24 protein-coding genes are annotated in these 24,988 nt (G+C 67.2%); 8 read left to right on the top strand and 16 right to left on the bottom strand.

Features of this window, described 5'->3' with window-relative positions:
* Window positions 1-267 precede the first annotated feature (267 nt).
* On the top strand, window positions 268-1,176 hold the full coding sequence (locus ACX9OT_RS08010; RefSeq protein WP_049461669.1) for a LysR family transcriptional regulator: 909 nt from the start codon (window positions 268-270) through the stop codon (window positions 1,174-1,176).
* 82 nt (window positions 1,177-1,258) lie between these two features.
* On the opposite strand, the gene ACX9OT_RS08005 is transcribed toward ACX9OT_RS08010, so the two are convergent.
* Both ACX9OT_RS08005 and lepB read right to left on the bottom strand, forming a co-directional pair.
* Window positions 1,259-2,515: an MFS transporter gene (locus ACX9OT_RS08005; RefSeq protein ID WP_071228781.1), complete on the bottom strand. Its 1,257-nt coding sequence runs from the start codon at window positions 2,513-2,515 to the stop codon at window positions 1,259-1,261.
* 123 nt (window positions 2,516-2,638) lie between these two features.
* On the bottom strand, window positions 2,639-3,265 hold the full coding sequence (gene lepB, locus ACX9OT_RS08000; RefSeq protein ID WP_049461671.1) for a signal peptidase I: 627 nt from the start codon (window positions 3,263-3,265) through the stop codon (window positions 2,639-2,641).
* Between the two features lie 304 nt (window positions 3,266-3,569).
* Here lepB and ACX9OT_RS07995 point away from each other — a divergent pair, with 304 nt between their 5' ends.
* Window positions 3,570-3,971 (top strand): hypothetical protein, encoded by a 402-nt coding sequence (locus tag ACX9OT_RS07995; protein ID WP_049461672.1) that lies wholly within the window; start codon window positions 3,570-3,572, stop codon window positions 3,969-3,971.
* Window positions 3,972-3,974: 3 nt separating this feature from the next.
* Window positions 3,975-4,421 (top strand): 3-dehydroquinate dehydratase, encoded by a 447-nt coding sequence (locus ACX9OT_RS07990; RefSeq protein WP_004153636.1) that lies wholly within the window; start codon window positions 3,975-3,977, stop codon window positions 4,419-4,421.
* Between the two features lie 113 nt (window positions 4,422-4,534).
* On the opposite strand, the gene dcp is transcribed toward ACX9OT_RS07990, so the two are convergent.
* The 3 genes from dcp to arfB all read right to left on the bottom strand — a co-directional run bounded on the left by dcp (window position 4,535) and on the right by arfB (window position 7,841).
* Window positions 4,535-6,691, bottom strand: coding sequence for a peptidyl-dipeptidase Dcp (dcp, locus tag ACX9OT_RS07985; RefSeq protein WP_149909459.1), 2,157 nt, complete (start codon window positions 6,689-6,691; stop codon window positions 4,535-4,537).
* Window positions 6,692-6,802: 111 nt separating this feature from the next.
* Complete coding sequence (locus ACX9OT_RS07980) at window positions 6,803-7,363, bottom strand: lysophospholipid acyltransferase family protein (RefSeq protein WP_223224735.1); 561 nt, start codon at window positions 7,361-7,363, stop codon at window positions 6,803-6,805.
* Window positions 7,364-7,409: 46 nt separating this feature from the next.
* The gene (gene arfB / locus ACX9OT_RS07975; protein WP_032130467.1) at window positions 7,410-7,841 is read right to left on the bottom strand and encodes an alternative ribosome rescue aminoacyl-tRNA hydrolase ArfB; all 432 of its coding nucleotides are present in this window, start codon (window positions 7,839-7,841) and stop codon (window positions 7,410-7,412) included.
* Between the two features lie 134 nt (window positions 7,842-7,975).
* Between arfB and ACX9OT_RS07970 the strand changes: the two genes are divergently transcribed.
* Window positions 7,976-8,503 carry a DUF2059 domain-containing protein gene (locus ACX9OT_RS07970; protein ID WP_010487093.1) on the top strand — a complete coding sequence of 176 codons (528 nt, stop codon included), beginning with the start codon at window positions 7,976-7,978 and terminating at the stop codon, window positions 8,501-8,503.
* Between the two features lie 75 nt (window positions 8,504-8,578).
* Here the strand turns inward: ACX9OT_RS07970 and ACX9OT_RS07965 are convergent, their stop codons facing one another.
* The 4 genes from ACX9OT_RS07965 to ACX9OT_RS07950 all read right to left on the bottom strand — a co-directional run bounded on the left by ACX9OT_RS07965 (window position 8,579) and on the right by ACX9OT_RS07950 (window position 12,335).
* A complete protein-coding gene (locus ACX9OT_RS07965) occupies window positions 8,579-9,346 on the bottom strand; it encodes a pseudouridine synthase (protein WP_414574500.1) in 768 nt (255 codons plus the stop codon).
* A 117-nt stretch (window positions 9,347-9,463) separates the two neighbouring features.
* The gene (locus ACX9OT_RS07960; RefSeq protein WP_149909461.1) at window positions 9,464-10,042 is read right to left on the bottom strand and encodes an O-methyltransferase; all 579 of its coding nucleotides are present in this window, start codon (window positions 10,040-10,042) and stop codon (window positions 9,464-9,466) included.
* 5 nt (window positions 10,043-10,047) lie between these two features.
* Window positions 10,048-11,703, bottom strand: a complete 1,656-nt coding sequence (gene ubiB, locus ACX9OT_RS07955; protein ID WP_110710728.1) for a ubiquinone biosynthesis regulatory protein kinase UbiB — start codon at window positions 11,701-11,703, stop codon at window positions 10,048-10,050.
* Window positions 11,700-12,335 carry a ubiquinone biosynthesis accessory factor UbiJ gene (locus ACX9OT_RS07950; protein ID WP_049420999.1) on the bottom strand — a complete coding sequence of 212 codons (636 nt, stop codon included), beginning with the start codon at window positions 12,333-12,335 and terminating at the stop codon, window positions 11,700-11,702. Before ACX9OT_RS07950 ends, ubiB begins: the two co-directional genes overlap by 4 nt.
* Before the next feature lie 629 nt (window positions 12,336-12,964).
* On the opposite strand from ACX9OT_RS07950, the gene ddlA reads away from it, so the two are divergent.
* Window positions 12,965-14,059: a D-alanine--D-alanine ligase gene (gene ddlA, locus ACX9OT_RS07945; RefSeq protein WP_049462577.1), complete on the top strand. Its 1,095-nt coding sequence runs from the start codon at window positions 12,965-12,967 to the stop codon at window positions 14,057-14,059.
* Between the two features lie 88 nt (window positions 14,060-14,147).
* Here the strand turns inward: ddlA and ACX9OT_RS07940 are convergent, their stop codons facing one another.
* The 3 genes from ACX9OT_RS07940 to oleC all read right to left on the bottom strand — a co-directional run bounded on the left by ACX9OT_RS07940 (window position 14,148) and on the right by oleC (window position 17,033).
* Window positions 14,148-14,303 (bottom strand): DUF1328 domain-containing protein, encoded by a 156-nt coding sequence (locus ACX9OT_RS07940; RefSeq protein ID WP_004153593.1) that lies wholly within the window; start codon window positions 14,301-14,303, stop codon window positions 14,148-14,150.
* An 82-nt stretch (window positions 14,304-14,385) separates the two neighbouring features.
* A complete protein-coding gene (gene oleD / locus ACX9OT_RS07935) occupies window positions 14,386-15,378 on the bottom strand; it encodes a 2-alkyl-3-oxoalkanoate reductase (RefSeq protein ID WP_032130147.1) in 993 nt (330 codons plus the stop codon).
* Entirely contained in the window at window positions 15,375-17,033 is a 1,659-nt protein-coding gene (gene oleC / locus ACX9OT_RS07930) for an olefin beta-lactone synthetase (RefSeq protein ID WP_049421105.1), read from the bottom strand. The genes oleD and oleC overlap by 4 nt, the downstream gene beginning before the upstream one ends.
* Before the next feature lie 104 nt (window positions 17,034-17,137).
* On the opposite strand from oleC, the gene ACX9OT_RS07925 reads away from it, so the two are divergent.
* Window positions 17,138-17,563 carry a YkgJ family cysteine cluster protein gene (locus ACX9OT_RS07925; RefSeq protein WP_004135417.1) on the top strand — a complete coding sequence of 142 codons (426 nt, stop codon included), beginning with the start codon at window positions 17,138-17,140 and terminating at the stop codon, window positions 17,561-17,563.
* A gap of 100 nt (window positions 17,564-17,663) precedes the next feature.
* Here the strand turns inward: ACX9OT_RS07925 and ACX9OT_RS07920 are convergent, their stop codons facing one another.
* The 4 genes from ACX9OT_RS07920 to ACX9OT_RS07905 form a co-directional block, all read right to left on the bottom strand.
* Window positions 17,664-18,554: an alpha/beta fold hydrolase gene (locus tag ACX9OT_RS07920; RefSeq protein ID WP_149909462.1), complete on the bottom strand. Its 891-nt coding sequence runs from the start codon at window positions 18,552-18,554 to the stop codon at window positions 17,664-17,666.
* Window positions 18,555-18,650: 96 nt separating this feature from the next.
* Window positions 18,651-19,667 carry a 3-oxoacyl-ACP synthase III gene (locus ACX9OT_RS07915; RefSeq protein WP_014035559.1) on the bottom strand — a complete coding sequence of 339 codons (1,017 nt, stop codon included), beginning with the start codon at window positions 19,665-19,667 and terminating at the stop codon, window positions 18,651-18,653.
* Window positions 19,668-19,770: 103 nt separating this feature from the next.
* Complete coding sequence (locus ACX9OT_RS07910; protein WP_005407628.1) at window positions 19,771-20,088, bottom strand: DUF4156 domain-containing protein; 318 nt, start codon at window positions 20,086-20,088, stop codon at window positions 19,771-19,773.
* Between the two features lie 215 nt (window positions 20,089-20,303).
* A complete protein-coding gene (locus ACX9OT_RS07905; RefSeq protein ID WP_149909463.1) occupies window positions 20,304-23,153 on the bottom strand; it encodes a M16 family metallopeptidase in 2,850 nt (949 codons plus the stop codon).
* A gap of 415 nt (window positions 23,154-23,568) precedes the next feature.
* Between ACX9OT_RS07905 and ACX9OT_RS07900 the strand changes: the two genes are divergently transcribed.
* Together ACX9OT_RS07900 and ACX9OT_RS07895 are read left to right on the top strand one after the other, a co-directional pair.
* The gene (locus ACX9OT_RS07900) at window positions 23,569-24,045 is read left to right on the top strand and encodes an XAC0231 family protein (protein ID WP_032130143.1); all 477 of its coding nucleotides are present in this window, start codon (window positions 23,569-23,571) and stop codon (window positions 24,043-24,045) included.
* 69 nt (window positions 24,046-24,114) lie between these two features.
* A complete protein-coding gene (locus ACX9OT_RS07895; protein WP_005407625.1) occupies window positions 24,115-24,594 on the top strand; it encodes a tRNA (cytidine(34)-2'-O)-methyltransferase in 480 nt (159 codons plus the stop codon).
* The last annotated feature ends 394 nt before the right edge of the window (window positions 24,595-24,988 follow it).

Here is a 24,988-nt window from a genome sequence, read left to right as displayed (position 1 = left end):
CTGACCCCGTCCAAGTCTCGGGGGTCACTTCACCATGGGGGCTCGATGGCGCCATCCATGGCGCCAACGGTCCTGCCCACCCACGCCGTCCCGCCTCTGACAGATTCCCGCGATCTGTCGGGGTCGGATCCAGTTGCTGCGCAATGGGCTCTGACCCCCGCTGCAAATGATCGAAACCGGATTTTGTAGAGTCGAGCCATGCTCGACTGGCGGAAAAGCGATCGAAGAAGGCGACAAGCCCGGTGCCGGTCTGGCTAGACTGGCCCCATGTCCATCGAACTCCGCCACCTGCGTTACTTCCTCGCCGTTGCCGATACGCTGCACTTCGGCCAGGCGGCTGAGCGGCTGGGTATGTCGCAGCCGCCGCTCAGCCAGCAGATCCGCCAGCTGGAAGACCTGATCGGTGCGCGCCTGTTCGTGCGCAGCCATCGTCGTGTGCAGCTGACGCCTGCCGGTGAGCTGCTGCAGGAACGTGCACGCGCCATCGTGCAGCAGGTGGAAACGGCGGTGGACGAGGTGCAGCGCGCGCAGCGCGGTGAGCAGGGTGAGCTGCGCATCGGATTGACCCGCGCCACGCCGCTGTCGCCGCAGATTCCGCGTTCAATCCTGCAGTACCGCCAACGCTATCCGCAGGTGCGGCTGCAGCTGAGCGAGATGAACACCCTACAGCAGATCGATGCACTGCTCGATGGCAGCCTGGACGTGGGCATCATCCGCAAGCGCGCGTTGCCGCCGGAACTGGTTGCGCACAGCCTGTTCGTCGATCCGCTGGCGTTGATCGTGCATGCCGATCACCCTGCCCTGCGCAGACTGTCGAAACAGGGCACGCTGTCGCTGCGCGACTTCGCGCAGGAGCCGTTCGTGGCGTTCCGCCGCAGTGCCGGTGCCGGCATCCACGACCACATGATCGCGCTGTGTGCGGCGGCGGGATTCACCCCGCGCATCGTGCAGGAGGCGGGCGAGGCATCGACGCTGATCAGTCTGGCCGCTGCCGGTCTCGGTGCGGCGATCCTGCCGTCGTCCTGTGATCACATCCGGGTGGAAGGCGCGCGCTTCGTGGCGCTGGCCGATGCCGGGGCGCATTCGGAAGTGCAGCTGGCGTGGCACCGCGAGGGTGTGACGCCGCTGATCCGCAATTTTGCTGGGCTGCTGCGTGAGGCGTTCGCGGAAGGGTGAGGCGCAACTCACCCGGTAGCGGCCAACCTTGGTTGGCCCACGGCCACGGCGCCGACCAAGGTCGGCATCTACCAGAGCAGGTTCACGCCGTCACCGGCTGAGGGGCGCGCTGCTGCAGCGCCCAGACGATGCCACCGCCGATCAGGGTCAGCACGGCGGCGAACAGGCACACACCCAGCCAGTCCCACGCTGCATAGGCCAGGCCGCCCACACCACCGAGCACGCTCGAACCCAGGTAGTAGGCGAACAGGTACAGCGCCGACGCTTCGGCGCGCATCGCACCGGCGCGGCTGCCGACCCAGCTGCTGGCCACCGAGTGACCGCCGAAGAAGCCGAACGTCACCAGCGCGATACCGAGTGCCATCGTGCTCAGCCACGGCATCGCCAACAGCACGATGCCGGCACCAATCAGTGCGAACGAGATCGACAGGATGCGACCGCGCCCGTAGCGCGTGGCCTGCTGGCCCATCCACGCCGAACTGAAGGTACCAACCAGGTATACGCTGAAGATCAGCCCCACCACGGTCTGGCTGAGGTGGTACGGCGGCGCCAGCAGGTGATAGCCGAGGTAGTTGTAGAGGGTGACGAACACGCCCATCAGCACGAACGAGGTAGCGAACAGCCACGGCAGGCCCGGGTCGGCGAACAGCGTGCGCCAGCGCGACGGCAATTGGCGCAGGCCATCGCGGCGCGGGTGGAAGTGGCGCGACGGCGGCAGCTGCAGCCAGAGCAGGACGGTACTGGCGATGGCGATGATCGAGACGACGCCGATGCCCCAGCGCCAGCCCCAGTGGTCGGCGATGATGCCGGCCAGCAGGCGCCCGCTCATGCCACCGATGGCGTTGCCGCCGATGTACAGGCCCATCGCCAGGCCCAGCGCGCGGCTGTCCATTTCCTCGACCAGGTACGTCATCGCCACTGCCGGCACGCCGCTCAACGCCAGGCCGAGCAGCGTGCGCAGCACCAGCAGCGTGGTCCAGTCATCCACCAGCGCCGTGCACAGCGACAGCGTGGCCGAGGCCAACAGCGCGACGATCATCAAAGGACGGCGGCCGACCGCATCGGACAGCAGGCCGGCCAGCAGCATCGCCACCGCCAGCGTGCCGGTGGTCAACGACAGCGACATCGCGCTGCCGGCGGCGGACACACCGAAATGACGGCTGAACTCCGGCAGCAGCGGCTGCACCGTGTAGAGCAGGCCGAAGGTGGAGAAACCGGCCAGGAACAGCGCCAGCGCGGTGCGGCGGAAGGCCGGTGTGCCCTGCTGGATGCGGGTCTCGGCGATGGGATCGACAGTGGGGGGGCGGCGTTCGACTGCCGCCGCGGTTTCGCCAGTCATGGGATCGATGGGCCGGTGGGGCGGCCAAGCGTGGGAGGGAACGGGCCTCAGACTAGGCCCGTCCATCCAGTCGATCCATAACCTGATAGGTCAGGATTGATACATAAGAAGTATCAATTCAGCTTACAGACGCTGCCACTCGAAACCGTCGCCACGACGGTAGTACACCGCCACGGCGCGGCCGTAGAGCTTGTCGGCGTCAACGAAGCCGAAGAAGCGACCGTCGAAGCTGTTGCCACGGTGGTCACCCAGCACCAGTACCTTGCCGTCCGGCACCACCAGGTCAGCGATGTCCGGGCCGCCGCCCATGTCCAGGTCGAGGCTGGCATGGCGGTCGCCGAAGGCCTCCACGTCCTGCAGGTCGGCAATCTGCAGCGGCTGGCCGTTGATGCTCAGATGGCCTTCGCGCAGCTGCACATGATCACCGGCCACTGCAGCCACGCGCTTGATCAGGCGGGTGCCGTCGGCCGGTGAATCGAACACCGCCACTTCACCGCGCTGCGGAACGCCGGTCGACATCAGTTCCTTGCCGGTGAACGGCAGGCGCAGGCCATAGGCGCGCATGTCCACCACCACCCGATCGCCGGGCTGCAGGGTCGGCTGCATCGAGCCGCTGGGCACCACGTAGTGGTTGGCGAGGGTATCGCGGGCGGCGGCGAGCAGGCCAAGCATCACCAGCAGCGGCAGCGCCTCCTTCTTCAGCCAGGCCAGCGCGCGTTCGGAAAAGGGAGGACGGGCAACAGCATCCATGACAGGCTCCGGGTGGTTGGTAGCGGTATCAGACCACATGCGGGCGCAGGAGGTTCCCGCGCCTGGAACCTGTAGAGCCGAGCCCATGCTCGGCTTGCTCTTGTAGCGTCGAGCTTGCTCGACTGAGGCGCAGAGCAGTCGAGCAAGCTCGACTCTACGTAACGGCAGCCGAGCATGGGCTCGGCTCTACAATACGGGTTACGCAGGTTTTACGCGCCGGCCCGGCCGCGGGCATCGCACCTTTACGGGCAGCACGCGCATCGTGTGCCCACCGCGCCACAGGGCGCATTCCGCAAGGTGTTGTATGACCCTCCTGGTGATCCGCCACGCGTCTTCGTCGGCGCCGCGCCCGCAGCTGCCGGCGCAGCTGAGCGGCCATCGCGTGCTGTGCAGCGACTGCGCCAGCCTGTCCGAAGTGCGCCAGTGCCTGTGCCAGCCGCAGGCGCGCTCGGCCGACTGGGTACTGCTGGATGTCGGCGCCGCCGACGAGGCGCAATGGCAGGCCGAAGGTGGCGCGCTGCAGGCGGCGCTGGAACGGCTGCCGGCGCAGTACATCGAGCTGCAGGCCCCCAGCGAGCCCGGCCTGGATGCGCGCCTGCGCCTGCAGCATGGCCCCGCCGCGGTGGTGGTGGACCAGCGCAGCCAGCAGGCCGGGTATCCATTGTCGCTGGCCATTGTCGGCCGCCGTCTGGCACAGGAGGGCTGAGCCATGTCGATCTTCATCATCCGTGGCCCGGAAGCGGCCGGTGCCCTGATCCGCACCGCGATGCCGCTGCCGGCACCGGTCCTGAAGTCACTGGTGCATCGCGCGATCGACGCCGGTACCAGCGTGGCGATCCGTGCCTGTGGTTCGGAACAGGAACTGCTGGACGCGCTGCGCGTGGCTGACCACAGCCGCGGCGAGGTGACCCTGCTGGATCCGGGTGCGTGTGCCAACAGCCTGCGCCTGCAGCGCCTGCTGCCGTACCTGCACAACGCCTACGTGGAAGTGCATGACGACGGCGCGGTGGCCGAGCCGTGCCTGCCGGCGGGTGTCGGTCAGCGGCTGGGCATCGCTGCTGGGTATGGCGCGCAGAGTTATGTGCTGGCGCTGGATATCGCGCTGGATCACCTGGGCCTGGCCGAGCAGGCGAACCGGGTGCACGTGGGGACGTAAGCCGCTTGTGTAGAGTCGAGCTTGCTCGACTGGCTTTTCGTGGAAAGACCGTCGAGCAAGCTCGACGCTACACAAAGAAAAACGGCGGGGTTCCCCCCGCCGTTTTCGCTTTCTTATTTCAGCCCGCGGAACTTCAGCAGCGGTTCCACCGACGGGTCCTTGCCGCGGAAATCGCGGTACAGGGTCGACAGCTCCACGCTGTTGCCGCGCGAGAGGATCTTGTCGCGGAACTCCTGGCCATTGGCCGCCGTCAGGCCACCGTGTTCGGTGAACCACTGGTAGGCGTCATGGTCCAGCACTTCGGCCCAGAAGTAGGCGTAGTAACCGGCCGAGTAACCACCACCCCAGATGTGGTCGAAGTAGGTGGTGCGGTAACGCGGCGGCACCTGCGGCAGGTCGACCTTGAACTTCTTCAGCGCACCGGCTTCAAAGGCGCCGACATCCTGCAGCGGCGCATCGGCCTTCTGCGTATGCCAGGCCAGGTCCAGCAGCGCGGCCGACAGGTACTCGGTGGTCGCATAACCCTGGTTGAAGCTGCGTGCCTTGAGGATCTTGTCGACCAGTTCCTGCGGCATCGCCTCGCCGGTCTTGTAGTGCTTGGCGTAGTTGGCGAACACCTTCGGATCCAGCGCCCAGTGCTCGTTGAACTGCGACGGGAACTCGACGAAATCACGCGAGGTGGCGGTACCGGCGATCGACGGGTACTTCACGTTCGAGAACATGCCGTGCAGCGCATGGCCGAACTCATGGAACATCGTGGTCACGTCGTCGAAGCTGATCAGCGCAGGCTGGCCGGCGGCCGGCTTGGTGAAGTTGCAGACGTTGTAGACCACCGGCTTGGCACCGGTCAGGCCGTCCTGCTCGACGAACACGTCCATCCAGGCGCCGCCGGACTTGCTGTCACGCTTGAAGTAGTCGGTGTAGAACAGGGCCAGCGAGGTGCCGTCCTTGTCGAACACTTCATACACCTTCATGTCCGGGTTGTAGGTCGGAATGTCGGTACGCGGCTTGAAGGTGATGCCGTACAGCTGGGTAGCGGCGTAGAAGACGCCGTTCTGCAGCACGTTGTCCAGTTCGAAGTACGGCTTGATCTGCGACTCGTCCAGATCGTACTTGGCCTTGCGGACCTGCTCAGCGTAGAAGTCCCAGTCCGAAGCAGCGACCTGGAAACCACCCTTCTGCGCGTCGATCACCTTCTGGATCTCGCCGGCCTCTGCGCGGGCCTTGGCGGTGGCGGCCGGCACGGTGTCGGTCAGCAGCTTGAGCGCGGCAGCCGGGGTCTTGGCCATCTGGTCGCCCAGCTGGTAGTCGGCGAAGGTGTCAAAGCCGAGCAGCTTGGCCTTCTGCGCACGCAGCTGGGCCAGGCGCTGCACGGTCTGCCGGGTGTCGTTGGCATCGCCACGCTCGGCGCGGGTTTCCGAAGCCTTCAGCACGGCGGCACGCTGGTCGCGGTCGCTCAGCGAGCCGAGCACCGGCTGCTGGGTGGTGTTCTGCAGCGGCAGCAGGAACTTGCCATCCAGCTTGCGGTCCTTGGCAGCGTTGGCGGCGTTGTTGATCGCGTCCTCGTCCAGGCCGGCCAGCTTGGCCTTGTCGTCGACAACGACGGCCGCAGCGGCGGTGGCGGCCACCAGGCGGGTATGGAACTGGGTGGAAAGGGTGGTCTCTTCCACGTTGAGCTTGCGCAGGGTGGCCTTGTCGGCGTCGGACAGCTGCGCACCGGCGCGCACCAGACCGTCGTAGTAGTGCTCGACCAGGCGCTTCTGCACCGGGTCCAGCTCCAGCGTGTCACGCTGGTCGTACAGCGACTTCACGCGCGCGAACAGCTTCGGATCGAGGTTGATCTCGTCCTGGTGCGCGGCCAGCTTCGGCGCCACGTCTTCCTGGATCTTCTGGCGCGCATCGTTGGTATCGGCCTGGACCAGGCCGAAGAAGATGCGCGACACGCGGTTCAGCGTCTCGCCGCTGCGCTCCATCGCCACGATGGTGTTGTCGAAGGTGGCCGGCTCGCTGCTGTCAGCGATCTTGCGCACGTCGGCCAGGTGCTGGCGCATGCCTTCTTCGAACGCCGGCAGGTAGTCGCTGTCCTTGATCTTGTCGAACTGCGGCGCCTGGAACGGCAGCGTGCTGGCGCTCAGCAGCGGATTGGTGGAGGCTTCGGCCGGCTGCTGGGCCGGGGCTTTCTGGGCATCGGACACGGGGGTGGACTCCTTGCCGGAACAGGCCGCCAGCGCCAGGCTGATGGCGGCGGCCAGGACTACGGTACGCGACATGTAAAACGCTCCTTGGGCAGACGGTATGGGATACCAGCCCTCCACCCTACTCCTGTCGCGCTCGCCCGGCATGTGCCGGACGTGGCGTCTATGCGGCGGCCTGCGGCCGGCTCAGACCGTACCGCGGGTCTTGCCGATCCAGGGCCGGTAGAACTCGCGGATGGCGGCCATGTCGGCGGCGTCATCGCCGGTCGGCGTGAACAGCGGGCCGATGCCGATGGTCTTCTCCGGGTAGTGGAAATACGCGGCCAGGATCGGCACGTCGGCCATCCGCGCGATCTTCAGGAAGCCGGCCTTCCAGTCCTTCACGGCCTTGCGGGTGCCCTCGGGCGTGATGGCGAACCACATCTTCTCGTTGTTGCGCAGCAGGTCCACGGCCTGGCCGACGGTGCCCTGCGGCGAGCTGCGGTCCAGCGGGATCACGCCCAGCTTGTGCAGCAGCGGGCCGAGCGGCCACCAGAACAGCGATGCCTTGCCCAGCACCTTCACCTTCATGCCCAGCGCGATCTTCGCGGCCATGCCCCACAGGCCATCCCAGTTGGACGAATGCGGGGCGATGATGAAGACCAGCCTGGGGATGTCGGGCAGGGTACCGGCCACCTTCCAGCCGCCCATGCGCAGGGTGCAGCGCGCCAGCCAGCGCAGGAAGGCGTTGGGTTTGACCTGCGGCATCTGCGGCGGCACGGCCGGCAGCAACGAAGTCGGGTTGTTCAAGCAATCACTCCCAGTCACGTGATGAGCGCCCGCGCTTGATCTGCGCGCGCCCGCGTTTGGCGTCCAGACGACGCAGTTTCGACCCGAGGGTCGGCTTGGTGGCCTTGCGCGGCTTGGGCACGCTCAGCCCGGCCTGGATGAAGGCCGCCAGCCGATCGCGCGCATCCTCGCGATTGCGATCCTGGGTCCGGAAACGTTGCGCGTCGATGACCAGCACGCCTTCGCCGGTCATGCGCCGGTCACGCCGCGCCAGCAGGCGCGCGCGCAACGGTTCGGGCAACGAGGGCGAGTTGGCCACATCGAAACGTAGTTCCACCGCGGTGGAGACCTTGTTGACGTTCTGGCCACCGGCGCCACTGGCACGCACGAACCGCTCGACGATCTCGCCGTCGGGGATTTCAAGCTGCGCGCTGATGGTGACCGGTCCACTGCCCATCCGCGCATTGTAGCGGCAGCCACGCACCGGAGTGCGGCATCGCGCCCCGTATGCCGCCGATCAGGTACCGAACACGCCGCCTTCGCCTTGGCTGCGGGTATGCTGGCCGTCCCATGTACTGCAGGAAGCCCCGCATGACCCGCACCGCACCCGCCCTGCCGTCCCTGCTGCGCCGCGCCGCCCTGCTGCTGGCGCTGGCCGTGGCCAGCGTTCCGGCCCTGGCCGCGCCGCCGACCGATGGCGACATCAACCGCCTGCTGTCGGCGTCACGCGCGCAGAGCATGATCGACACCATGCTGCCGCAGATCGAGGCGATGCAGCAGCAGCAGTTCCAGCAGGTAGCCGCACAGCGCCAGCTCAATGCCCAGCAGCAGGAACAGCTGAAGCGGATCCAGGCGCGGACCAGCCAGACCCTGCGCCAGGCCCTGTCGTGGCAGCAGCTGCGGCCGATGTACGTGGACCTGTACAAAAAGACCTTCAGCAAGGAAGACGTGCTGGCGATGGCCGAGTTCTACGAGAGCGCGGCCGGCCAGAGCCTGCTGGACAAGACCCCGGCGCTGATGCAGAACGTGATGGTCGCGATCCAGGCGCGCATGCAGCCGCTGTTTGCGGACCTGCAGAAGGATCTGGAAGCGATCGTCAACGAGCCGGAAAAGAAATGAGGTAGTGCCGGCCGCTGGCCGGCTCCCCATTACATCTGGAATCACGCAGATGCCGGCCAGTGGCCGGCACTACCGTCAATCGGTATCCACCTGCCAACCGAACAGGTCCAGCGCCTTCTGGAACCCGCCGTCCAACGGCGCACGCACGTCCACCGTGCCACCGTCCGGATGCGGGAAGCGCAGGCGCTCGGCGTGCAGCAGCATGCGGTGCACGCCCTGCATGCGGAAGATGCGGTTGTGGCGGCCATCGCCGTGGCTGGTGTCGCCGATCATGTGATGCGAGAGGTGCTTGAGGTGCCGGCGGATCTGCCGGAAGCGTCCGGTCTGCGGCTGGCAGCGCAGCAGTGCGTAGCGCGAGCTGGTGAATTCACCGACCGGCACCGACAGCTCGCCGGTGGCCAGGCGCTGGAAGTCGGTGATCGCCGGCTTTTTCACCGGCTTGCCCGGGCCGCCGTCCAGATCATGATCGACCTGCCAGGTGAGCTCGGCCGGCCAGCCCCGGCAGATCGTCAGGTAGTCCTTCAGCACTTCGCCGCCCATCAGGGCCTTGCCCAGCGCACTGGCGGTATCGCGGTCGAAGGCCAGCAGCAGGCAGCCACTGGTGGCCCGGTCCAGGCGATGCACGAGGAAGATCGGGCGGCCCAGCTGCTCGCGCAGGCGGTCGGCCAGGAAGTCGTCTTCGCCACGGGCCAGCTTGCTGTCGTGGACCATCAGCCCGGCAGGCTTGTTGACCACGGCCAGGCGCTCATCCAGGTGCAGCAGCTGCAGGGGCGGGGTGTCGGTCTCGACCGCGGCGAGGGTATCGGGTTCGGTGCTCACGGCAGGATTATCGGGGCTGGGCACTGAATGGGGTAGAGCCGGCCGCTGGCCGGCTGTCTCCGGGCAGTCGGATGGCTGCGGTTGCCGACCAGCGGCCGGCAACCGCGTGCCAACCAAGGTTGGCACCTACCTGTAGAGCGGTCAGGCGCTGCGCACGGCCAGCAGCTCGCCATTGCCCACCGGCACCAGGCTGGTGCTGAAGTCCGGATCAGCGTCCAGCAGCACGCGCAGCGGTTGCATCTCTTCCGCATGCGAGGTGGCGTTGTCCACCACCAGCAGGCCACCGGGACGCAGCACGCGGCGCATCTGCGGCCACCAGCCGGCGTACTGCCCGCGGTCCGAATCGAGGAACAGCAGGTCGATGCAGGCATCGGCGGCCTGCGCCAGCCAGAGCCCGGCATCGCCATGGACCAGGCTGATGCGATCACCCAGGCCACTCCGTGCAAACGTGGCTCGCGCCATCGCCACCTTGTCGTCGGCGTACTCCAGCGTGGTCACGTGGCCGTCGATGGCTGTGGCTGCCTCGGCCAGCCACAGCGTGGAATAGCCGTTGGACGTACCGATTTCCAGCACCCGGCGAGCGTTGCCGAAGCGCACCAGCACCGACAGGAATTCACCGGTGTCGGGCGTGATGTTGAGCATGCGTCGGCCGCGCTCGCTTTCGCGTGCGTCGTTGTCGGCGCCGAAGCGGATCAGTTTGTCCTTGAGTGTCTGCAGCATGGGGCCTACTTCCACCACGCGCGCAGCAGCGCCACTGCGCCGACCGCACCGGACAGCCAGCTCCACGCCGGCACGTCGCCCCAGTACCAGCCCGGCGGCTGCAGCACATACATCAGTGCAGCGATGGCCAGCAGGCCGACACCGGTGATCGCGCCGACCGCATGCTTCTGCAGGCGCTGCACGCTGGCATCCAGTGCGGCCAGGTCGCGCGAACGCATCGACAGTTCGTGGCGGCCTTCCACCTGCTGGGTCAGCCAGGCGTGCACCAGGCGCGGCATGTCCGGCGCATGGGTCATGATTTCCGGTAGGCGCTTGCCGATTTCGCGTACCACCCGGCGCGGGCTGTAACGCTCGCGCAGGATCTTCGCCAGCACCGGCTTGGCCACCGCCCAGATGTCGATCTGCGGGTCGAGCTGGCGGCCGACGCCTTCGATGTTCAGCAGGGTCTTCTGCAGCAGGATCAGCTGCGGCTGCAGGGTCAGCTGGTAACGCTGGGCCACGCGGAACAGCTTCATCAGCACTTCGGCCAGCGAGATCTGCGACAGCGGCCGGGTGAAGTACGGCTCGCACACCGAACGCACGGCGGCTTCGAGGTCATCGATGCGCACGTTGTCCGGCATCCAGCGCGCCTGCACGTGCAGTTCGGCGATGCGGCGGTAATCGCGGTTGAAGATGGCCATGAAGTTCTCGGCCAGGTAGTACTGATCTTCCTGCGAGAGCTGGCCCATGATGCCGAAGTCCAGCGCGATGAAACGCGGGTTGGCGCGGCGCGCCGGATCGGTGTCGACCCAGATGTTGCCGGCGTGCGCATCGGCGTGGAAGAAGTTGTCGCGGAACACCTGGGTGTAGAACACCCGCACGCCCTTGGCGGCCAGCGCCTTGCGGTCGATGCCGGCCTTGTCCAGTGCGGCGATGTCATCGGACGGGATGCCCCACACGCGTTCCAGGGTCAGTGCCCGCTCGGCGGTGTGGCTCCAGATCACTTCCGGCACGTACAGATCGTCGCTGTTTTCCCAGAAGCGGCGCAGCACGCTGGCATTGGCGCCTTCGCGCTGCAGGTCCAGCTCGGCAGCCAGGGTGTTCTCGACTTCGGCCACCACTTCGCGCGGGCGGATCTTGTCGGCGCGCGGGTGGGTGCGCTCGACCAGGGCAGCCAGCGAATTGAGCAACGCGATATCGGCGTCGATCTGCTTCTCGATGCCCGGGCGCAGCACCTTGACCACCACCTGGCGGCCATCGGCCAGCGTGGCTGCGTGCACCTGCGCGATCGAGGCCGAGGCCAGCGGTTCGGTATCGAAGCTGGCGAAGGCTTCGCTGACCGGCAGGCCCAGCGCTTCCTCGACGATGCGACGCGCGGTCTCACCATCGAACGGCTTGACCCGGTCCTGCAGCAGGGTCAGTTCATTGGCCACATCCGGCGGCACCAGGTCGCGGCGGGTGGACAGGATCTGGCCGAACTTGACGAAGATCGGGCCCAGATCCTGCAGTGCCAGGCGCAGGCGTGCACCGCGCGACTGAGCAGCGATGTCGGCCGAGGCGCGCGGCACGAACGGCTTGGCCAGGCGCAGCCAGCGCTCGGCGGGAGTGCCCTGCAACAGGTCGTCGAGGCGGTAACGCAGGATCACCCGGCCGATGCGGCTGGCACGCAGCACGGCCTTCATGCGGCACCCCGCAGACGCTGCACACGGGCACCGAGGCGTTCGACGTCATCGCGCAGCACGTCCACATCGTCGTGGAAGGCATCCAGCTCGGCGCGCGGCACCACGTCACGCGATTCCTCGGTGATGAACTCGGCGGCGCTGTGGGCCAGGTCGATCGCGCCCTGGCGCGCATGCTGCAGGGCGCTGCGCAGGGTGTTGGCCACCTGCACGCCCAGCACTTCGCCGAACACGCTGACGAACGGCTGCTGCCAGTCAGGATCGAAGCCCTTGGCCAGCTGCTGCAGGCGACGCGCCAGTTCGGCATCACCGGCCACGCGCACGCGACCCTTGCCGTTGTTGTCGCCGCGCCGTGCGTTGGCCAGCAGCGGCAGCTGCGCCAGCACGCCGGCCAGGCTGCTGCGCACGGCCAGGTCGGCTTCCTGCGCGTCCACCGGGCCGACCCGCAGTGCATCACCGTCGACGCTGATGCGCATGGCCAGCGACGGCGCTTCCAGGGTCAGGTCGATGTGCCGGCCGTCGAGGCTGGCCAGTGCATGGCGGGTATCCGGATCCAGCGCCAGCGCGCGGTTCAGGGCGATCTGCAGGGCGCGGCCAGCGACCGGCTTGAGGGACTTGAGCAGGGAGAGAGCCATGTGCGCATTCTACCTGCGTGGGTGGGGGGCTTGGGCCGGGCTGCCGCCCGGCACCCGCAGATGCAACAGCAACGGCAACGGCAACAGCCGAAGCAACAGCGGGCATTCCGTGGGTAGGCGGGATGGGGCCGGTTGCGGGGGCCGCTGCAAGTCCCCCTCCGGGGCCCGGCCCAGCCGCTGGCGGCTGTGCGTTCGGGCGCTTGCGAAGCAGTGCTTCGCAAGCAAAGCGCCCTCACCCATGTAAGCTCGGTCGCCGCATGCTCGTGTGCGCTGTCCTGCGCACACGGCAAGACCGGGGTTGGGCGTCCTGCCCAACCCGCCCGAGGCATGCCTCGGGCCCATGCGGCTCACGCCCCCGCAACCGGACCCACCCCGCCTTCGACAGGTTCCTGCGATCTGCCGGAACGACTGGGGTCGGATCCCGTTGCTGCGCAACGGGCTCTGACCCAATGCTGATGGCATCTCGCGTTGGTGGATGCCGACCTTGGTCGGCGCTGGATTTCCGGGGGTGCCAACCAGGGTTGGCCGCTACTCGAGCCGGCCGTCAGGCGGTTCATCTGTGCCTCACCTGTGCGGCAATGGAAGGTTCATGCTGTACGGCCACGCAACGCACAGGACATCGCAACACCATGGCACGGACCCGGGTCGGCATCATCTTCGGGGGCAAGTCCTCCGAGCACGAAGTTTCGCTGCAGTCGGCGAAGAACATCCTCGATGCGCTTGATCGCGAGCGCTTCGAGCCGGTGCTGGTCGGTATCGACAAGCAGGGCCAGTGGCATCTGAGCCAGCCGGATACCTTCCTGATCAATGCCGATGATCCGTCGCGCATCGCGCTGCATCGGTCCGGTACGTCGCTGGCGGTGCGCCCGGGTGTGGAACAGGCACAGCTGCAGCCCTCCGATGCGGCCAGCGCGCTGGGCCAGATCGATGTGGTGCTACCGATCGTGCACGGGCCGCTGGGCGAGGACGGTGCGCTGCAGGGGCTGCTGCGCATGGCCAACCTGCCTTTCGTCGGTTCTCCGGTACTGGGCTCGGCGGTGGCGATGGACAAGGACGTGACCAAGCGCCTGTTGCGCGACGCTGGCCTGCAGGTGGCGCCGTGGCTGTGCATCCGACGTCACCAGGCCGCTGACGTCGATGTCGATGCGGTGATCGCGCAGCTCGGCCTGCCGCTGTTCGTGAAGCCGGCAAACCAGGGTTCGTCGGTGGGTGTGAGCAAGGTCAAGGATGCAGCGGGCTTCGCCGCGGCACTGGCATTGGCGCTGCGCTACGACCACAAGGTGCTGGTCGAATCGGCGGTGGTCGGCCGTGAGATCGAGTGCGCGGTGCTGGGCAATGAACAGCCGCAGGCCAGCCTGTGCGGCGAGGTGGTGGTGCACGACGAGTTCTACGCCTACGACACCAAGTACATCAACGAGGATGGCGCCGAGGTGGTCGTGCCGGCGGATATCGATGCTGCAACCCAGGCGCGTATCCAGCAGATCGCGCTGCGGGCCTACCAGGCGCTGGAGTGTGCGGGCATGGCGCGCGTGGATGTGTTCCTCACCGCAGACGGCGAGATCGTCATCAACGAGGTCAACACGCTGCCGGGCTTCACCCGCATCAGCATGTACCCGAAGCTGTGGGGCGCCAGCGGTGTGGACTACACCACGCTGATCACGCGCCTGATCGAACTGGCGCTGGAGCGCCATGAAGCTGATCGCGGATTGCACAGCGCCGTGTAGGGGCGCTCTGTGTCTCTGTAGAGTCGAGCATGGCTCGACGCTACAAAAAGGGCGTGCCGGCCAGCGGCCGGCACTACCCTGCGGTCTTCTAGCCGCGCTTGCGGAACATCGAAATCACTGCCAGTACCAGGAACACAACGAACAGGATCCAGGCGATGTTGCTGGCGGCACCGGCGATGCCGGAGAAGCCGAGCACGGCAGCGATGATGGCGATGACGAAGAAAATAACGGCGTAATGCAGCATGGTGCTCCTCGCAGATGTCCGGGCCGTTGGATGGCGTGGGTCCATCCTCCCGATCTGGCGGTGTGCAACCAGTGATGGCGACCTATGCGGCAGATGAAGCCTTCAGCCTGCGCAGCCCTTCTTCAATGCTGACCTGCGGCACGTAGCCGAAGTCACGGCGCGCCGGCTCCATGCTGTACCAGTGCGGCGTGCACAGCTGCTCGGCCAGGAAGCGGGTCAGCGGCGGCTCGCCACGCAGGCGCAGCAGCGGCCACAGCCGCTCGCAGACCGCACCGATGCGATAAGCGGTCTTGAAGCTGATCGCCTTGTCCACCGTTGGTGCCCCCACCGCGGACAGCAGCTTGTTGACCAGCTCGCGCATGGGCAGCGGTTCGCCGTTGGAAATGAAGTAGGCCTTGCCCGCACACGCGGCACCCGGTGCCAACGCTTCGAAGGCGAGGAAATGCGCGAGCGCGGCGTTGTCGATGTAAGTGGTATCCACCTTGTTGTTGCCATCGCCCACCAGACGCAGGCGGCCCTGCCGCGCACGTTCTGCCAGGCGTGGCACCAGTTGCTGATCGCCCGGGCCCCAGATCAGGCGCGGGCGCAGCGCCACCGTCGCCAACGAGGCGTCATTGGCCGCCAGCACGCGCTGTTCGGCAATCGCCTTGGTCGCCGCATACGGTGCCTGGAAATCCTCGCCGTACGGCACCTCATCAGCCCCCAGGCCTTCCACCGGGTGGGTCGCGCGGTGGGTCACGCTGGGCGTGGAGGTGTAGACCAGCCGGCTGATGCCGTGCGCGCGGCAGGCGGCGATCACGTTGTCGGTGCCGACCACGTTGGCCTGGTGGTAGCTGTCATAGCTGCCCCAGGCGCCGGCCTTGGCGCCGTTATGGAACACCGCATCGACGCCGGCCACTGCATGCAGCACGGCCTGCGCATCGGCCAGATCGCCACGGATCTGGCCCACGCCCATGGCCTGCAGTTCCGGGTAGTGGCTGCGGTTGAACGCCAGCACCTGGTGGCCACGTTCGACCAGCCCACGGCACAGCGCCTGGCCAAGGAAACCACCACCACCGGTGACCAGGATCTTCATGCGCGCTTCTCCAGTTCGGCGCTGGCCCAGACGGCGAGCTTCTCGCGGCCGATCTTGGCGTTGTGACGGATATCGACGGGGAACGCGGGGTGCATCAGTACGTGCTGCAGGTTCGCCTCGGGCAATCGCAGGGTGGCCTGGGCGCGCAGCGCCTCGCGCAACGCCGGGCTGTCGCTCTGGCCACGCTGCAGTTCCACGCACAGCACCGGCACCTGCGCACCCGCCGGGCCAACGCCAACCAGTGCCGTGCGCGCCACACCCGGCACGGTGTTGAACACCGGCTCCACCTGTTCGGTGTACAGCGGCCCCTGTGCGGTTTCCACGCGATGGGTCTTGCGGCCGCAGAACCACAGGCGGCCCTGCGCATCGAAGTAGCCCACGTCACCCATGCGATGCACCACGCGCGTGCTGCCATCGGCCAGCGTCTCGCGGATCTTCGCCGCCGCGGTGGCCTGCGGGCGGTTGAAGTAACTGTCGGTAGCGGTCGGTCCGGCCACGGTGATCTCGCCCACCTCGCCGGTGGCCAGCACGCGCGCCTGCGACCAGTCGGCCAACGGTGCGTCATCGATGGCGATGATGCGCACCTCATTCGGTTCAACCACGCTGCCCACGCAGGTACCGGCACCGGCCTCGGTGGCGGCACGGGTGCGCTCCAGCTCGCGGCCTTCCACCACCGCCACCGGCAGGCACTCGGTGGCGCCGTACGGGGTCCAGAACTGCGCATCGGCCGGCAACAGGCTGCGGATGGTGGCGACCACATCCGGCGGCACCGGCGCACCGGCCGAGGTCACCCGGGTCACCGTCGGCAACGGCCGGCCGTGACGGGCCAGCACCCGCATCAGCGCAGGCGAGCCAAACAGTTGGGTCACGCCGAAACGCTGGATGGCATCGTGCAGGCGTGCCGGGTCGGCCTGTGCCGGCCGGGTCGGGTCCATGTCCGGGATCACCGAGGTCAGGCCCAGCGCCGGGTCGAACAAGGCAAACGGCGGGAAGGTCGGCAGGTCCACCCCGCCCGCTTCCATGCCAAAGGCACTGCCCAGCAGCTGGATCTGGCCGACGAAATGACGGTGGCGGTAGACCACGCCCTTGGGCACGCCGGTGGAGCCGCTGGTGAACAGGATCGCGGCCATGTCCTCGCCATCGGTGGCGGCCAGCATCGCCCCCCCGTTGGCACCGGCGCGCTCCAGCGCGGCCAGCGTGGTCCCGCCCCAGCCGAGGCGGCGGCCGACGGTGACCAGGCGGGTCGCCGAGGGCGCCCAGCGCAGCGCCAACCGCGCCACGTGTGCCAGCGGAATGCCAATGAAAGCCTCCGGCTGCGCCTCATCCAGGCACTGCTTCAGCGCGCGTTTGTCGATGCCCGGGTCGACCAGCACCGGCACCGCACCCAGTTTGAACAGGGCAAACATCAACAGGAAGAACTCCGGCGACGGCCGCACCATCACCACCGTGCGCACCCCGCGACCGATCCCGTAGCCTGCCAGGCCAGCCGCCATGGCGTCGCTGCGGGCGTCCAGCTGGCGGTAATCCAGGGTCACGTCGTAGGCGGCCATGCCGTTGCCGGCGCCACGGCGGCCCGGGCAGCGGATGGCGATCTGGTCGGGCCGTTCACGCGCCAGTTCAGGCAAACGGGCGGCAATGTTGCAGGGTCGGTTCATCCGTTCATTGTCGCCGCTTACGGAATTTCTTGCGCGGCGGCCAACTTCGTGGAAAATCCGCACCCTCGTTCCTGATTCCGACTGCCGCCCGAGGCGGCTTGCCCATGCAACATCCCTGCATGACCTGCGGCGCCTGCTGCACCCAATACCGCGTGGCCTTCCACTGGATGGAATCAGACGAGGTCACCCCCGGCGGCGTACCGCACCAGCTGACCGAGGTGCTGGACCCGCATCGCCTGTGCATGCGCGGCACCCACTCCAAGCCGGTGCGCTGCGTGGCGCTGGATGCGCAGATCGGCGTGTATTCACGCTGCACGATCCACCCCAACCGGCCCAGCGTGTGCCGTGAGGTGGATGCATCGTGGGAGTACGGCAAGGCCAGCCCGCAGTGCGACAAGGCGCGCATCGCCTACGGCCTGGATCCGTTGACCCTGGCCGACTGGCGCTGGCGCGACGAAGCGGGCAACGACGACGACCACCCGGACGACAACGGCAACAGCCCGTCACCGCAGGCGCCGATCGCGGCGTAGTGGTAGTGCCGGCCGCTGGCCGGCAAGCGCGCTATGCGCGCCGGGTTCATGAGGTTGCCGGCCAGCGGCCGGCACTACCGGGATCCGCCCCGGGAACCGATCAGATCGGGTTCTTGTCCAGGAACGCGCGGATTTCCGGCACCAGCACTTCGTGCTTGTCTTCCAGCACGTAGTGGCCGGCGTCCTCGAAGGCATGCACCTGGGCCTGCGGCAGCGCGGCCTGGAAGCCCTTCAGGAAATGGTGGTCGAACACGAAGTCGCGCAGGCCCCAGCCGAGGAAGGCCGGGCGGTCGGCGAACGACGGCAGCGCTTTGCCGGCACGCTCCAGCAGCGACCAGGCCTTGTCGGCCGGCGACAGCGGGATGTCCTGCATGAAACGGATGGTGCTGATGCGGTTGGCGTAGTTGTTGTACGGCAACACGTAGGCGCGGCGCACATCGGCCGGCATCTTCCGCTCCACACCCAGCCACGAGGCACCGGACGAGAACGCGTTGAAGGTGCGGATGATCCACTCGCCGATCTTCCAGTGCCGGCCCAGCGCGATCTGCCACGGCATCTTCTTCGCTGCCGGCATCGGGAACGCGGCGGTGTTGAGCACCACCAGGCGCTTCACCTGGTCGTGGTGCGACAGCGCCCAGCCGAAGCCGATCATGCCGCCCCAGTCGTGCACGGCCAGGGTCACCGGACCGGTGATGCCCAGGTGCTTCAGCAGCGCATCAAGGTCGTCCACGCGCGACTGCAGCGTGTACTCGTAGCGGCTGTCATCGGGCTTGTCCGACAGGCCCATGCCGATGTGATCCGGCACGATGCAGCGGTACGTGTCCGACAGGCCGGCCACCAGCGTGCGCCAGTAATAGCTCCACGACGGGTTGCCGTGCACCATCACCACCACTTCGCCATCGCGCGGGCCTTCGTCGAGATAGTTCATCGACAGGCCGGGGCGGACCTCGAAGCGCTGCGGGTGGGCGGGGTAACCGGGAAGCTGGGACATCGAATCGCACCTGTAGAAAGGGCCGGTAGAACCGGCCCCTGGACACTTGGAAAAATCATCGCTGCCCATCGTGCAGCAGGTCAGCGGTGACTTTTTTTACCAGACCACTTCAGCCATCGAGCAGTTCAGGCCCGAGCCGATGCCGAGCAGCGCGATGCGATCGCCCTTCTTCAGCTTGCCCAGCTGCTTGAGCTTGCTCAGCACGATCGGCACCGAGGCCGGACCGATGTTGCCGTGCTCGCCGAAGATGGTCATGACCTTCTTCGGGTCGATGCCGAAGTTCTTGATGAACGCAGCGGTGTGCGGCTGGCTGACCTGGTGGATGACGAACTGGTCCAGCTCTTCCACGGCCCAGCCCAAGGCGATCTTGGCGGCGGTGAAGGTCTTCTGCGCCAGCTTGATGCCTTCGATCAGCAGCAGTCGGGTATCGGTGACCATGCGGTCCAGGTTGCCCAGGCACAGCTGGTTCCACTCGGTGGCCGAGCGGGTCACGCCACCCTTGTAGCGCGGCGCATCCGGCACAAGTTCCGAGCGCGCCATCACCATCGCGGCGGCGCCCGAACCCGTGGTCAGGGCGGCCAGCTCGTTGCGGAAGTCGTCGGCGGTGACGTCCGGGGCGGTCATCCGCTCCAGGGTCTTCTCGTACACCAGGTTGGCGGTCTCGCCATCCACCACCAGCGCGTAGTCGATGTCGCCGCGCTCGATCATGCGCGCCGCGATATCCATGCCGTTGATGAAGGCCAGGCAGGCATTGGCGACGTCGAAGGTCATGCACTCGTCGCTGACGCCGAGGTTGCCCGACACGATGGAGGCCGTGGACGGCTCCAGGTAGTCGCGGCTGACCGAGGTGTTGACCAGCAGGCCGACCTGCGTTGCATCGATGCCCGCGTCTTCCAGCGCCTTGCGGCCGGCCATGGTGGCGGCATCGGACGCAAGCACGCCGTTGTCCCACAGGCGGCGGGCATGGATGCCGGCGATATCGCCGAGCACGTCGGTGCGGATACCGAGGCGATCCAACGTCGGCTGCAGCCGCTCGTTGATTTCCTTGGTCGTCAGCGTGTGCGGCGCATCAACGTGTGCCAGGCCGGCGATCGAGACATTCTTGAAGAGCATCGAGGTTAGCGCCAAGGCTCAGGCAAAAGGGGGCGCTATTCTATAACCCCCGGGGCCTTCACCGCATCTTTACGAATTCAGGCTTGGCCGTATGGTGAAGCGTTCAGCGCGGCGGGCATTGGAAAGCGGCGAAGCGCTGGCTGCCATCGGCCGGAGCGGCGGCGGCCTGCACGGCATTGGCGCCTGCGCTCGGGGCCTCGTTGCGGGCCAGGGTTTCCAGCTCTTCCTGCACACGCAGCGGGTTGCGGTTGTAGAAGCCGACCTTGCTCTTCACGGTGACCACCACCTCGCCCTTGGCGATGCAGCCAGCGGGAACCGGGCCTGCCGGCAGCACGCGGGTCGCCTTGCCGGCCGGTTCGATCGGCACCCAGGTACAGGCGGTGACGGTGAGCAGCAGGGAGGAAAGCAGCAGAACGCGCATGGGCAGATCCTGGAAGGGTATGGGGGGATTCTGCCTGAACAGCCTGAATCGAGGGTAGCCGGTGGGTGAGGTCAGATCCCCCGCAGGGGAGCCTGACCCCGCCTTCGGGTCACGGAGTTGCCGGCCAGCGGCCGGCACTACCACGGCAAGGTTGCCGGCCAGCGGCCGGCACTACCGGAGGAGCCGGCCCGCCCCATGGCGGGCCGGGTATTGCCTTACTTCTTGACCGGATTGCCTTCGGCATCGATCACGGTCACCTCGCCCAGGTTCAGCGCGCGCACGGCCGCTTCGGTCTGCTTGAGGTCACCCACCACCACCCAGGTCAGCGCCTGCGGCTTGATCTCGGCGGCGGCCTGCTGCACCTGTGCCGGGGTCATCGCCTCGATCTCGGCCTTGCGGCGCAGCACGTAGTCGTCCGGACGCTTGAACTGCACGATCGAACCGATGGTCGAGGCGACCGCGCTGGCGGTCTCGTAGGCACCGGGCAGGCTCAGGGTCTGGATGTTGCGGATGCGGTTGACCTCGGCGGCGGTGGCCGGCTTGCTGCCATCGGCGAACGCGGCGATTTCCTTGCGCATTTCCGCCATCGCCGGGCCGGTCTTGTCGATCTGCACCGGCGCGCTGGCCATCCACGGGCGCTGGCCCACCGAGTTGATCGCGCTGCTGCGCGCACCGTACGACCAGTGCTTGTCCTCACGCAGGTTCATGTTCAGGCGCGAGGTGAAGTCGCCGCCGATCACGCCGTTGGCGATATCGAAGCGGGTCGAACTGGCGGCGCTGGACGGCGCCACCACCTGGCCGGCGAACAGGTTGGCCTGCACCGCACCCGGCTGGTCGATCAGGAACACGCGCGGGCCCTTCGGCAATGCCACGTCGGTGGCGGCCTTCACCTGCGGGGCGTCGCCGGCAGCCTTCCAGTCGCCCAGCTGCTTGTCCAGCAGCGGCACGATCTCGCCCAGGGTGGTGTCACCGACCACGATCAGGGTTCCGTTCTGCGGGCGCAGCCAGTCGCGGTGGAAGTCGACCAGGTCTTCGCGGGTCAGGCCGTTGATCGCTGCTTCGTCACCGCTGCCGGTGAACGGAATGGCATACGGGTGGCCCTTGCCGTACAGCAGCGGCGGCAGCACGCGCATCGCCACCGCACCCGGGTTGACCTTCTCCTGCTGGATGCCGGCAATCCAGCTCGCCTTGACCCGGTCGATCTCACCCTGCTCGAAGCGCGGTTCGCGCAGCAGGTCCCGATACAGCGCCAGCGACGGTGCCAGGTTTTCCTTCAGCGCCGACAGGTCCACGCTCATGGAGTCCAGGCCGGCCGAGGCATCCAGGCTGGCGCCCAGTGCGTCAGCAGCATCGGCGAAGGCCAGCGAGCCGAGCTTGCCGGCGCCTTCGGTCATCAGGCTCATGGTGAAGTTGGCGGTGCCCGGCTTGCGGCCCTGGTCGGCGCTGAAGCCACCCGGGAACTGGTAGCTGAACTGCACCACCGGAATCTCGTGGCGCTCGGCCAGGATCACCTGGGTGCCGTTCTTCAGCGTGGCGCGCTGCAGCGCCGGGAACTTCAGCTGCGGGAACTCGCGGGTCTGCGGTACGCCGGCCTTGCGGTCGACCTGCTCGGGCAGCGTGCTGTACTTGGGATCCACCGCAGGAACGTTGAACGGCTTCGGCGCCTGGCTCGGGTCTTCCTTCAGCGCCACACGCTCACCCGGTGCGATCACCAGGGTGTGGCTGCCCTTGTCCAGCCACTGCGCACCCAGCCGGCTCAGATCAGCGGCACTGGCCTTCTCGATGTTGGCCAGCGAGGTGCGGAAGCAGCCCGGGTCGCCGGTGAACACCGCGCACTCGGCCAGTGCGTCGGCCTTGCCACCAAAGCCGCCGATGCGCTCGATGCCGCGGATGAAGCCGGCGCGGGCACCGGTCTTGGCGCGCTCCAGCTCGGCCGCGGTCGGGCCCTGCTTGATCAGGCGGTCCAGTTCCTCGTCGATGATCTTCTCGACCTTGGCCGGGTCCTGGCCCTGCTTGACCGTCGCCATGATCACGAAGTTCGAACCCAGCTGCGAGGTCGAAAGGCCCGAGGCGATGCTGTCCACCAGTTTGTCCTGGTGCTGCAGGCGCTGGCTCAGGCGCGAGGACTTGGCGCCGCCCAGGACCTGCGCGAACAGCTGCAGCTGATCGACATCGGTGGTGCCGACCTGCGGCACGTTCCAGGCGCGGTAGATGCGCGCCTGCGGCACCTTGTCGGTCATCGTCTCGCGCGTGTCGGCGCTGCGCTTGGCCACGTTCACTGCCGGCTGCGCCATGGTCGGGCCGGCCGGGATGCTGCCGAAGTACTTGCCGACCTTTTCCTTGGCAGTGGCCAGGTCGATGTCGCCGGCCAGCACCAGCACCGCATTGTTCGGGCCGTACCAGGTGCGGAACCAGGTCTTCACGTCATCCAGCGACGCCGCGTTCAGATCGTTCATCGAACCGATCACGCCGTGGTGATACGGGTGGCCTACCGGGTACAGCGCCTTGTTGAGCTGGTCCCAGGCCTGACCGTACGGCTGGTTCTCGCCCTGGCGCTTCTCGTTCTGCACCACGCCACGCTGCTCGTCCAGCGCCGCCTGGTCGATCGCACCGACCAGATGGCCCATGCGGTCCGACTCCATCCACAGCGCCATGTCCAGCGCGGTGGTGGGCACGTTCTCGAAGTAGTTGGTGCGGTCGGTATTGGTGGTGCCGTTCTGGTTGGTGGCACCGACCTGCTTGAACGGTTCGAAGAATTCGCCGTCGTGGTTTTCGCTGCCCTGGAACATCAGGTGTTCGAACAGGTGCGCGAAGCCGGTACGGCCTGCCGGTTCGTCCTTGCTGCCCACGTGGTACCAGACGTTGACGGCGACGATCGGCGCCTTGCGATCGGTATGCACGATCACGCGCAGGCCGTTGGGCAGGGTGAACTGCTCATACGGGATATCGACCTTGGCCGGTGCGGTCGGCTTGGCCGCCAGCGCATGGGAAGGCACAAGCGTGCCCAGGGCGGTGCTGAGGGCGACGGCCAGCAGTGCAGCGCGCGGGCGAAGGGCGAGAGACATATCCGGATCCTTGGTCACATAGGTGAACCCCGATCCTAGCCTGCGCACGCAGCGGCAGGAATCGGCCAGCAGTCACTGGGGGTGTTTGCCCCTGTGCCCCATCCGCAGCGCCGATCTGCGCTGCCTGACCGGTCACAAGCGCCCGCCAGGACCGTCCGGACAGTGTCCGCAGCACATCGAATGGACAGGTGTCCGCCTACCGGACACTTCTCGACCGAACAAAAACTCTTGCAAATCAACAACTAAAAGTTGGCACGGGGATTGCTTGGTACTTCCTGCGCCAGGAAGGGCTTCAGATGAAAGCTGACTGAAGACTGAACAAATGCAGGAAACCGAAAATTTTCCTTGCAAGCCCAGAATCGGTGTACTACATTACTACCACACCACTGATCACCAACACTAAACAGGCCCCGTCATGAACGCCAAGACCATTGCCATCGCCATCGCACTGATCGCCGGCACCGCGGTTGTTTCGTCGGTGCAGGCCTCCGAATCCATCCAGACCCTGGCCACCGTGCAGGTCCGCCCGGCCGCCGACCAGCTGGCCCAGCAGGCCTGGGAACAGGCCAGCGGCATCCCGACCCTGGCCACCGTGGAAGTGCGCCCGAGCGCCGACCAGCTGGCCGAGCGCAATGGCTACGTTGCCGCCCCGGTTGCTGCCGCGATGCCGATCACCACCCTGGCCTCGGTGGAAGTGCGCCCGAGCCTGGAACAGCGCGTCGCCCTGGCCGCCGAAATGGAAGCCCAGCGCTACGCCGCCACCCTGGCTGCTGCCGCCACCAACGTCGCCAACTCGGTCATCGTCAACCTGCCGGCCCTGCAGGTGCGCCCGAGCGCCGCCGACCTGCAGGCCCTGGCCACCGAAACCGCCCAGGTCCTGCTGCGCCCGTAAGCGGTGCCGCCCTGCCCAGCGCAGGGCGTGCGCCGTAAAGGCGGCGGTCGTCGCAGGTACACTGCGCCGATGAATGCCGCGCCCCAGTTCCATGTGATCCTGTTCCAACCGGAAATCCCGCCCAACACGGGCAATGTGATCCGGCTCTGCGCCAACACCGGCGCGCAGCTGCACCTGGTCGAGCCGCTCGGCTTCGCACTGGAAGACAAGCAGCTCAAGCGCGCCGGCCTGGACTACCACGAGTACTCGCGCCTGCAGGTCCACCCCGACCTGGACACCGCGCTGGCGCGGATCGCACCGAAGCGCTTGTTCGCACTGAGTACCCGGGCCAGCGTGCGCTACGACAGCGTGGCGTTTGAAGATGGTGATGCCTTCCTGTTCGGCCCGGAAAGCCGCGGCCTGCCGCAGGACGTGCTCGATGCCTTGCCCGATGGCCGCCGCCTGCGCCTGCCGATGCGGCCGGACAACCGCAGCCTCAATCTTTCCAACACCGTTGCGGTGGTGATGTACGAAGCATGGCGGCAGCACGGGTTTGCTGGCGGCGCGTAAACCGCCTCAGGTGGGTGTGGACCGCCTCAGGTGGGTGTGGACCGCTCCTGGTGGGTGCGGACCCTGGTCCGCACTGATGCCCGGTCGCGCGCTGAAGGAATGTGCCAACCAAGGTTGGCACCTACCAAAGGCAGGTCCAGGCCGCCGCCAAGAACCTCTGATGGCTGTGGATCGCTTCTGGTGGGTGCGGACCTTGGTCCGCACCGATGCCCGGTCGTGCGCTGAAGGAATGTGCCAACCAGGGTTGGCACCTACCAAAGGCAGGTCCAGGCAGGCGCCGAGAACCTCTGATGGCTCTGGATCGCTTCTGGAGGGTGCGGACCCTGGTCCGCACCGATGCCCGGTCGCGCACTGAAGGAATGTGCCAACCAAGGTTGGCACCTACCAAAGGCAG

This window comes from Stenotrophomonas genospecies 3 (assembly GCF_054473855.1).
The sequence above is the reverse complement of the archived record's forward strand: the minus strand, read 5'-3'. Positions and strand labels throughout refer to the sequence as shown.

Bases quoted from the DNA above. Each gene is read 5' to 3' on its own strand.
- ACX9OT_RS08010 (WP_049461669.1), top strand. From the start codon at position 268: ATGTCCATCGAACTCCGCCACCTGCGTTACTTCCTCGCCGTTGCCGAT.
- ACX9OT_RS08005 (WP_071228781.1), bottom strand. From the start codon at position 2,515: ATGACTGGCGAAACCGCGGCGGCAGTCGAACGCCGCCCCCCCACTGTC.
- lepB (WP_049461671.1), bottom strand. From the start codon at position 3,265: ATGGATGCTGTTGCCCGTCCTCCCTTTTCCGAACGCGCGCTGGCCTGG.
- ACX9OT_RS07995 (WP_049461672.1), top strand. From the start codon at position 3,570: ATGACCCTCCTGGTGATCCGCCACGCGTCTTCGTCGGCGCCGCGCCCG.
- ACX9OT_RS07990 (WP_004153636.1), top strand. From the start codon at position 3,975: ATGTCGATCTTCATCATCCGTGGCCCGGAAGCGGCCGGTGCCCTGATC.
- dcp (WP_149909459.1), bottom strand. From the start codon at position 6,691: ATGTCGCGTACCGTAGTCCTGGCCGCCGCCATCAGCCTGGCGCTGGCG.
- ACX9OT_RS07980 (WP_223224735.1), bottom strand. From the start codon at position 7,363: ATGCCGCAGGTCAAACCCAACGCCTTCCTGCGCTGGCTGGCGCGCTGC.
- arfB (WP_032130467.1), bottom strand. From the start codon at position 7,841: ATGGGCAGTGGACCGGTCACCATCAGCGCGCAGCTTGAAATCCCCGAC.
- ACX9OT_RS07970 (WP_010487093.1), top strand. From the start codon at position 7,976: ATGACCCGCACCGCACCCGCCCTGCCGTCCCTGCTGCGCCGCGCCGCC.
- ACX9OT_RS07960 (WP_149909461.1), bottom strand. From the start codon at position 10,042: ATGCTGCAGACACTCAAGGACAAACTGATCCGCTTCGGCGCCGACAAC.
- ubiB (WP_110710728.1), bottom strand. From the start codon at position 11,703: ATGAAGGCCGTGCTGCGTGCCAGCCGCATCGGCCGGGTGATCCTGCGT.
- ACX9OT_RS07950 (WP_049420999.1), bottom strand. From the start codon at position 12,335: ATGGCTCTCTCCCTGCTCAAGTCCCTCAAGCCGGTCGCTGGCCGCGCC.
- ddlA (WP_049462577.1), top strand. From the start codon at position 12,965: ATGGCACGGACCCGGGTCGGCATCATCTTCGGGGGCAAGTCCTCCGAG.
- ACX9OT_RS07940 (WP_004153593.1), bottom strand. From the start codon at position 14,303: ATGCTGCATTACGCCGTTATTTTCTTCGTCATCGCCATCATCGCTGCC.
- oleD (WP_032130147.1), bottom strand. From the start codon at position 15,378: ATGAAGATCCTGGTCACCGGTGGTGGTGGTTTCCTTGGCCAGGCGCTG.
- oleC (WP_049421105.1), bottom strand. From the start codon at position 17,033: ATGAACCGACCCTGCAACATTGCCGCCCGTTTGCCTGAACTGGCGCGT.
- ACX9OT_RS07925 (WP_004135417.1), top strand. From the start codon at position 17,138: ATGCAACATCCCTGCATGACCTGCGGCGCCTGCTGCACCCAATACCGC.
- ACX9OT_RS07920 (WP_149909462.1), bottom strand. From the start codon at position 18,554: ATGTCCCAGCTTCCCGGTTACCCCGCCCACCCGCAGCGCTTCGAGGTC.
- ACX9OT_RS07915 (WP_014035559.1), bottom strand. From the start codon at position 19,667: ATGCTCTTCAAGAATGTCTCGATCGCCGGCCTGGCACACGTTGATGCG.
- ACX9OT_RS07910 (WP_005407628.1), bottom strand. From the start codon at position 20,088: ATGCGCGTTCTGCTGCTTTCCTCCCTGCTGCTCACCGTCACCGCCTGT.
- ACX9OT_RS07905 (WP_149909463.1), bottom strand. From the start codon at position 23,153: ATGTCTCTCGCCCTTCGCCCGCGCGCTGCACTGCTGGCCGTCGCCCTC.
- ACX9OT_RS07900 (WP_032130143.1), top strand. From the start codon at position 23,569: ATGAACGCCAAGACCATTGCCATCGCCATCGCACTGATCGCCGGCACC.
- ACX9OT_RS07895 (WP_005407625.1), top strand. From the start codon at position 24,115: ATGAATGCCGCGCCCCAGTTCCATGTGATCCTGTTCCAACCGGAAATC.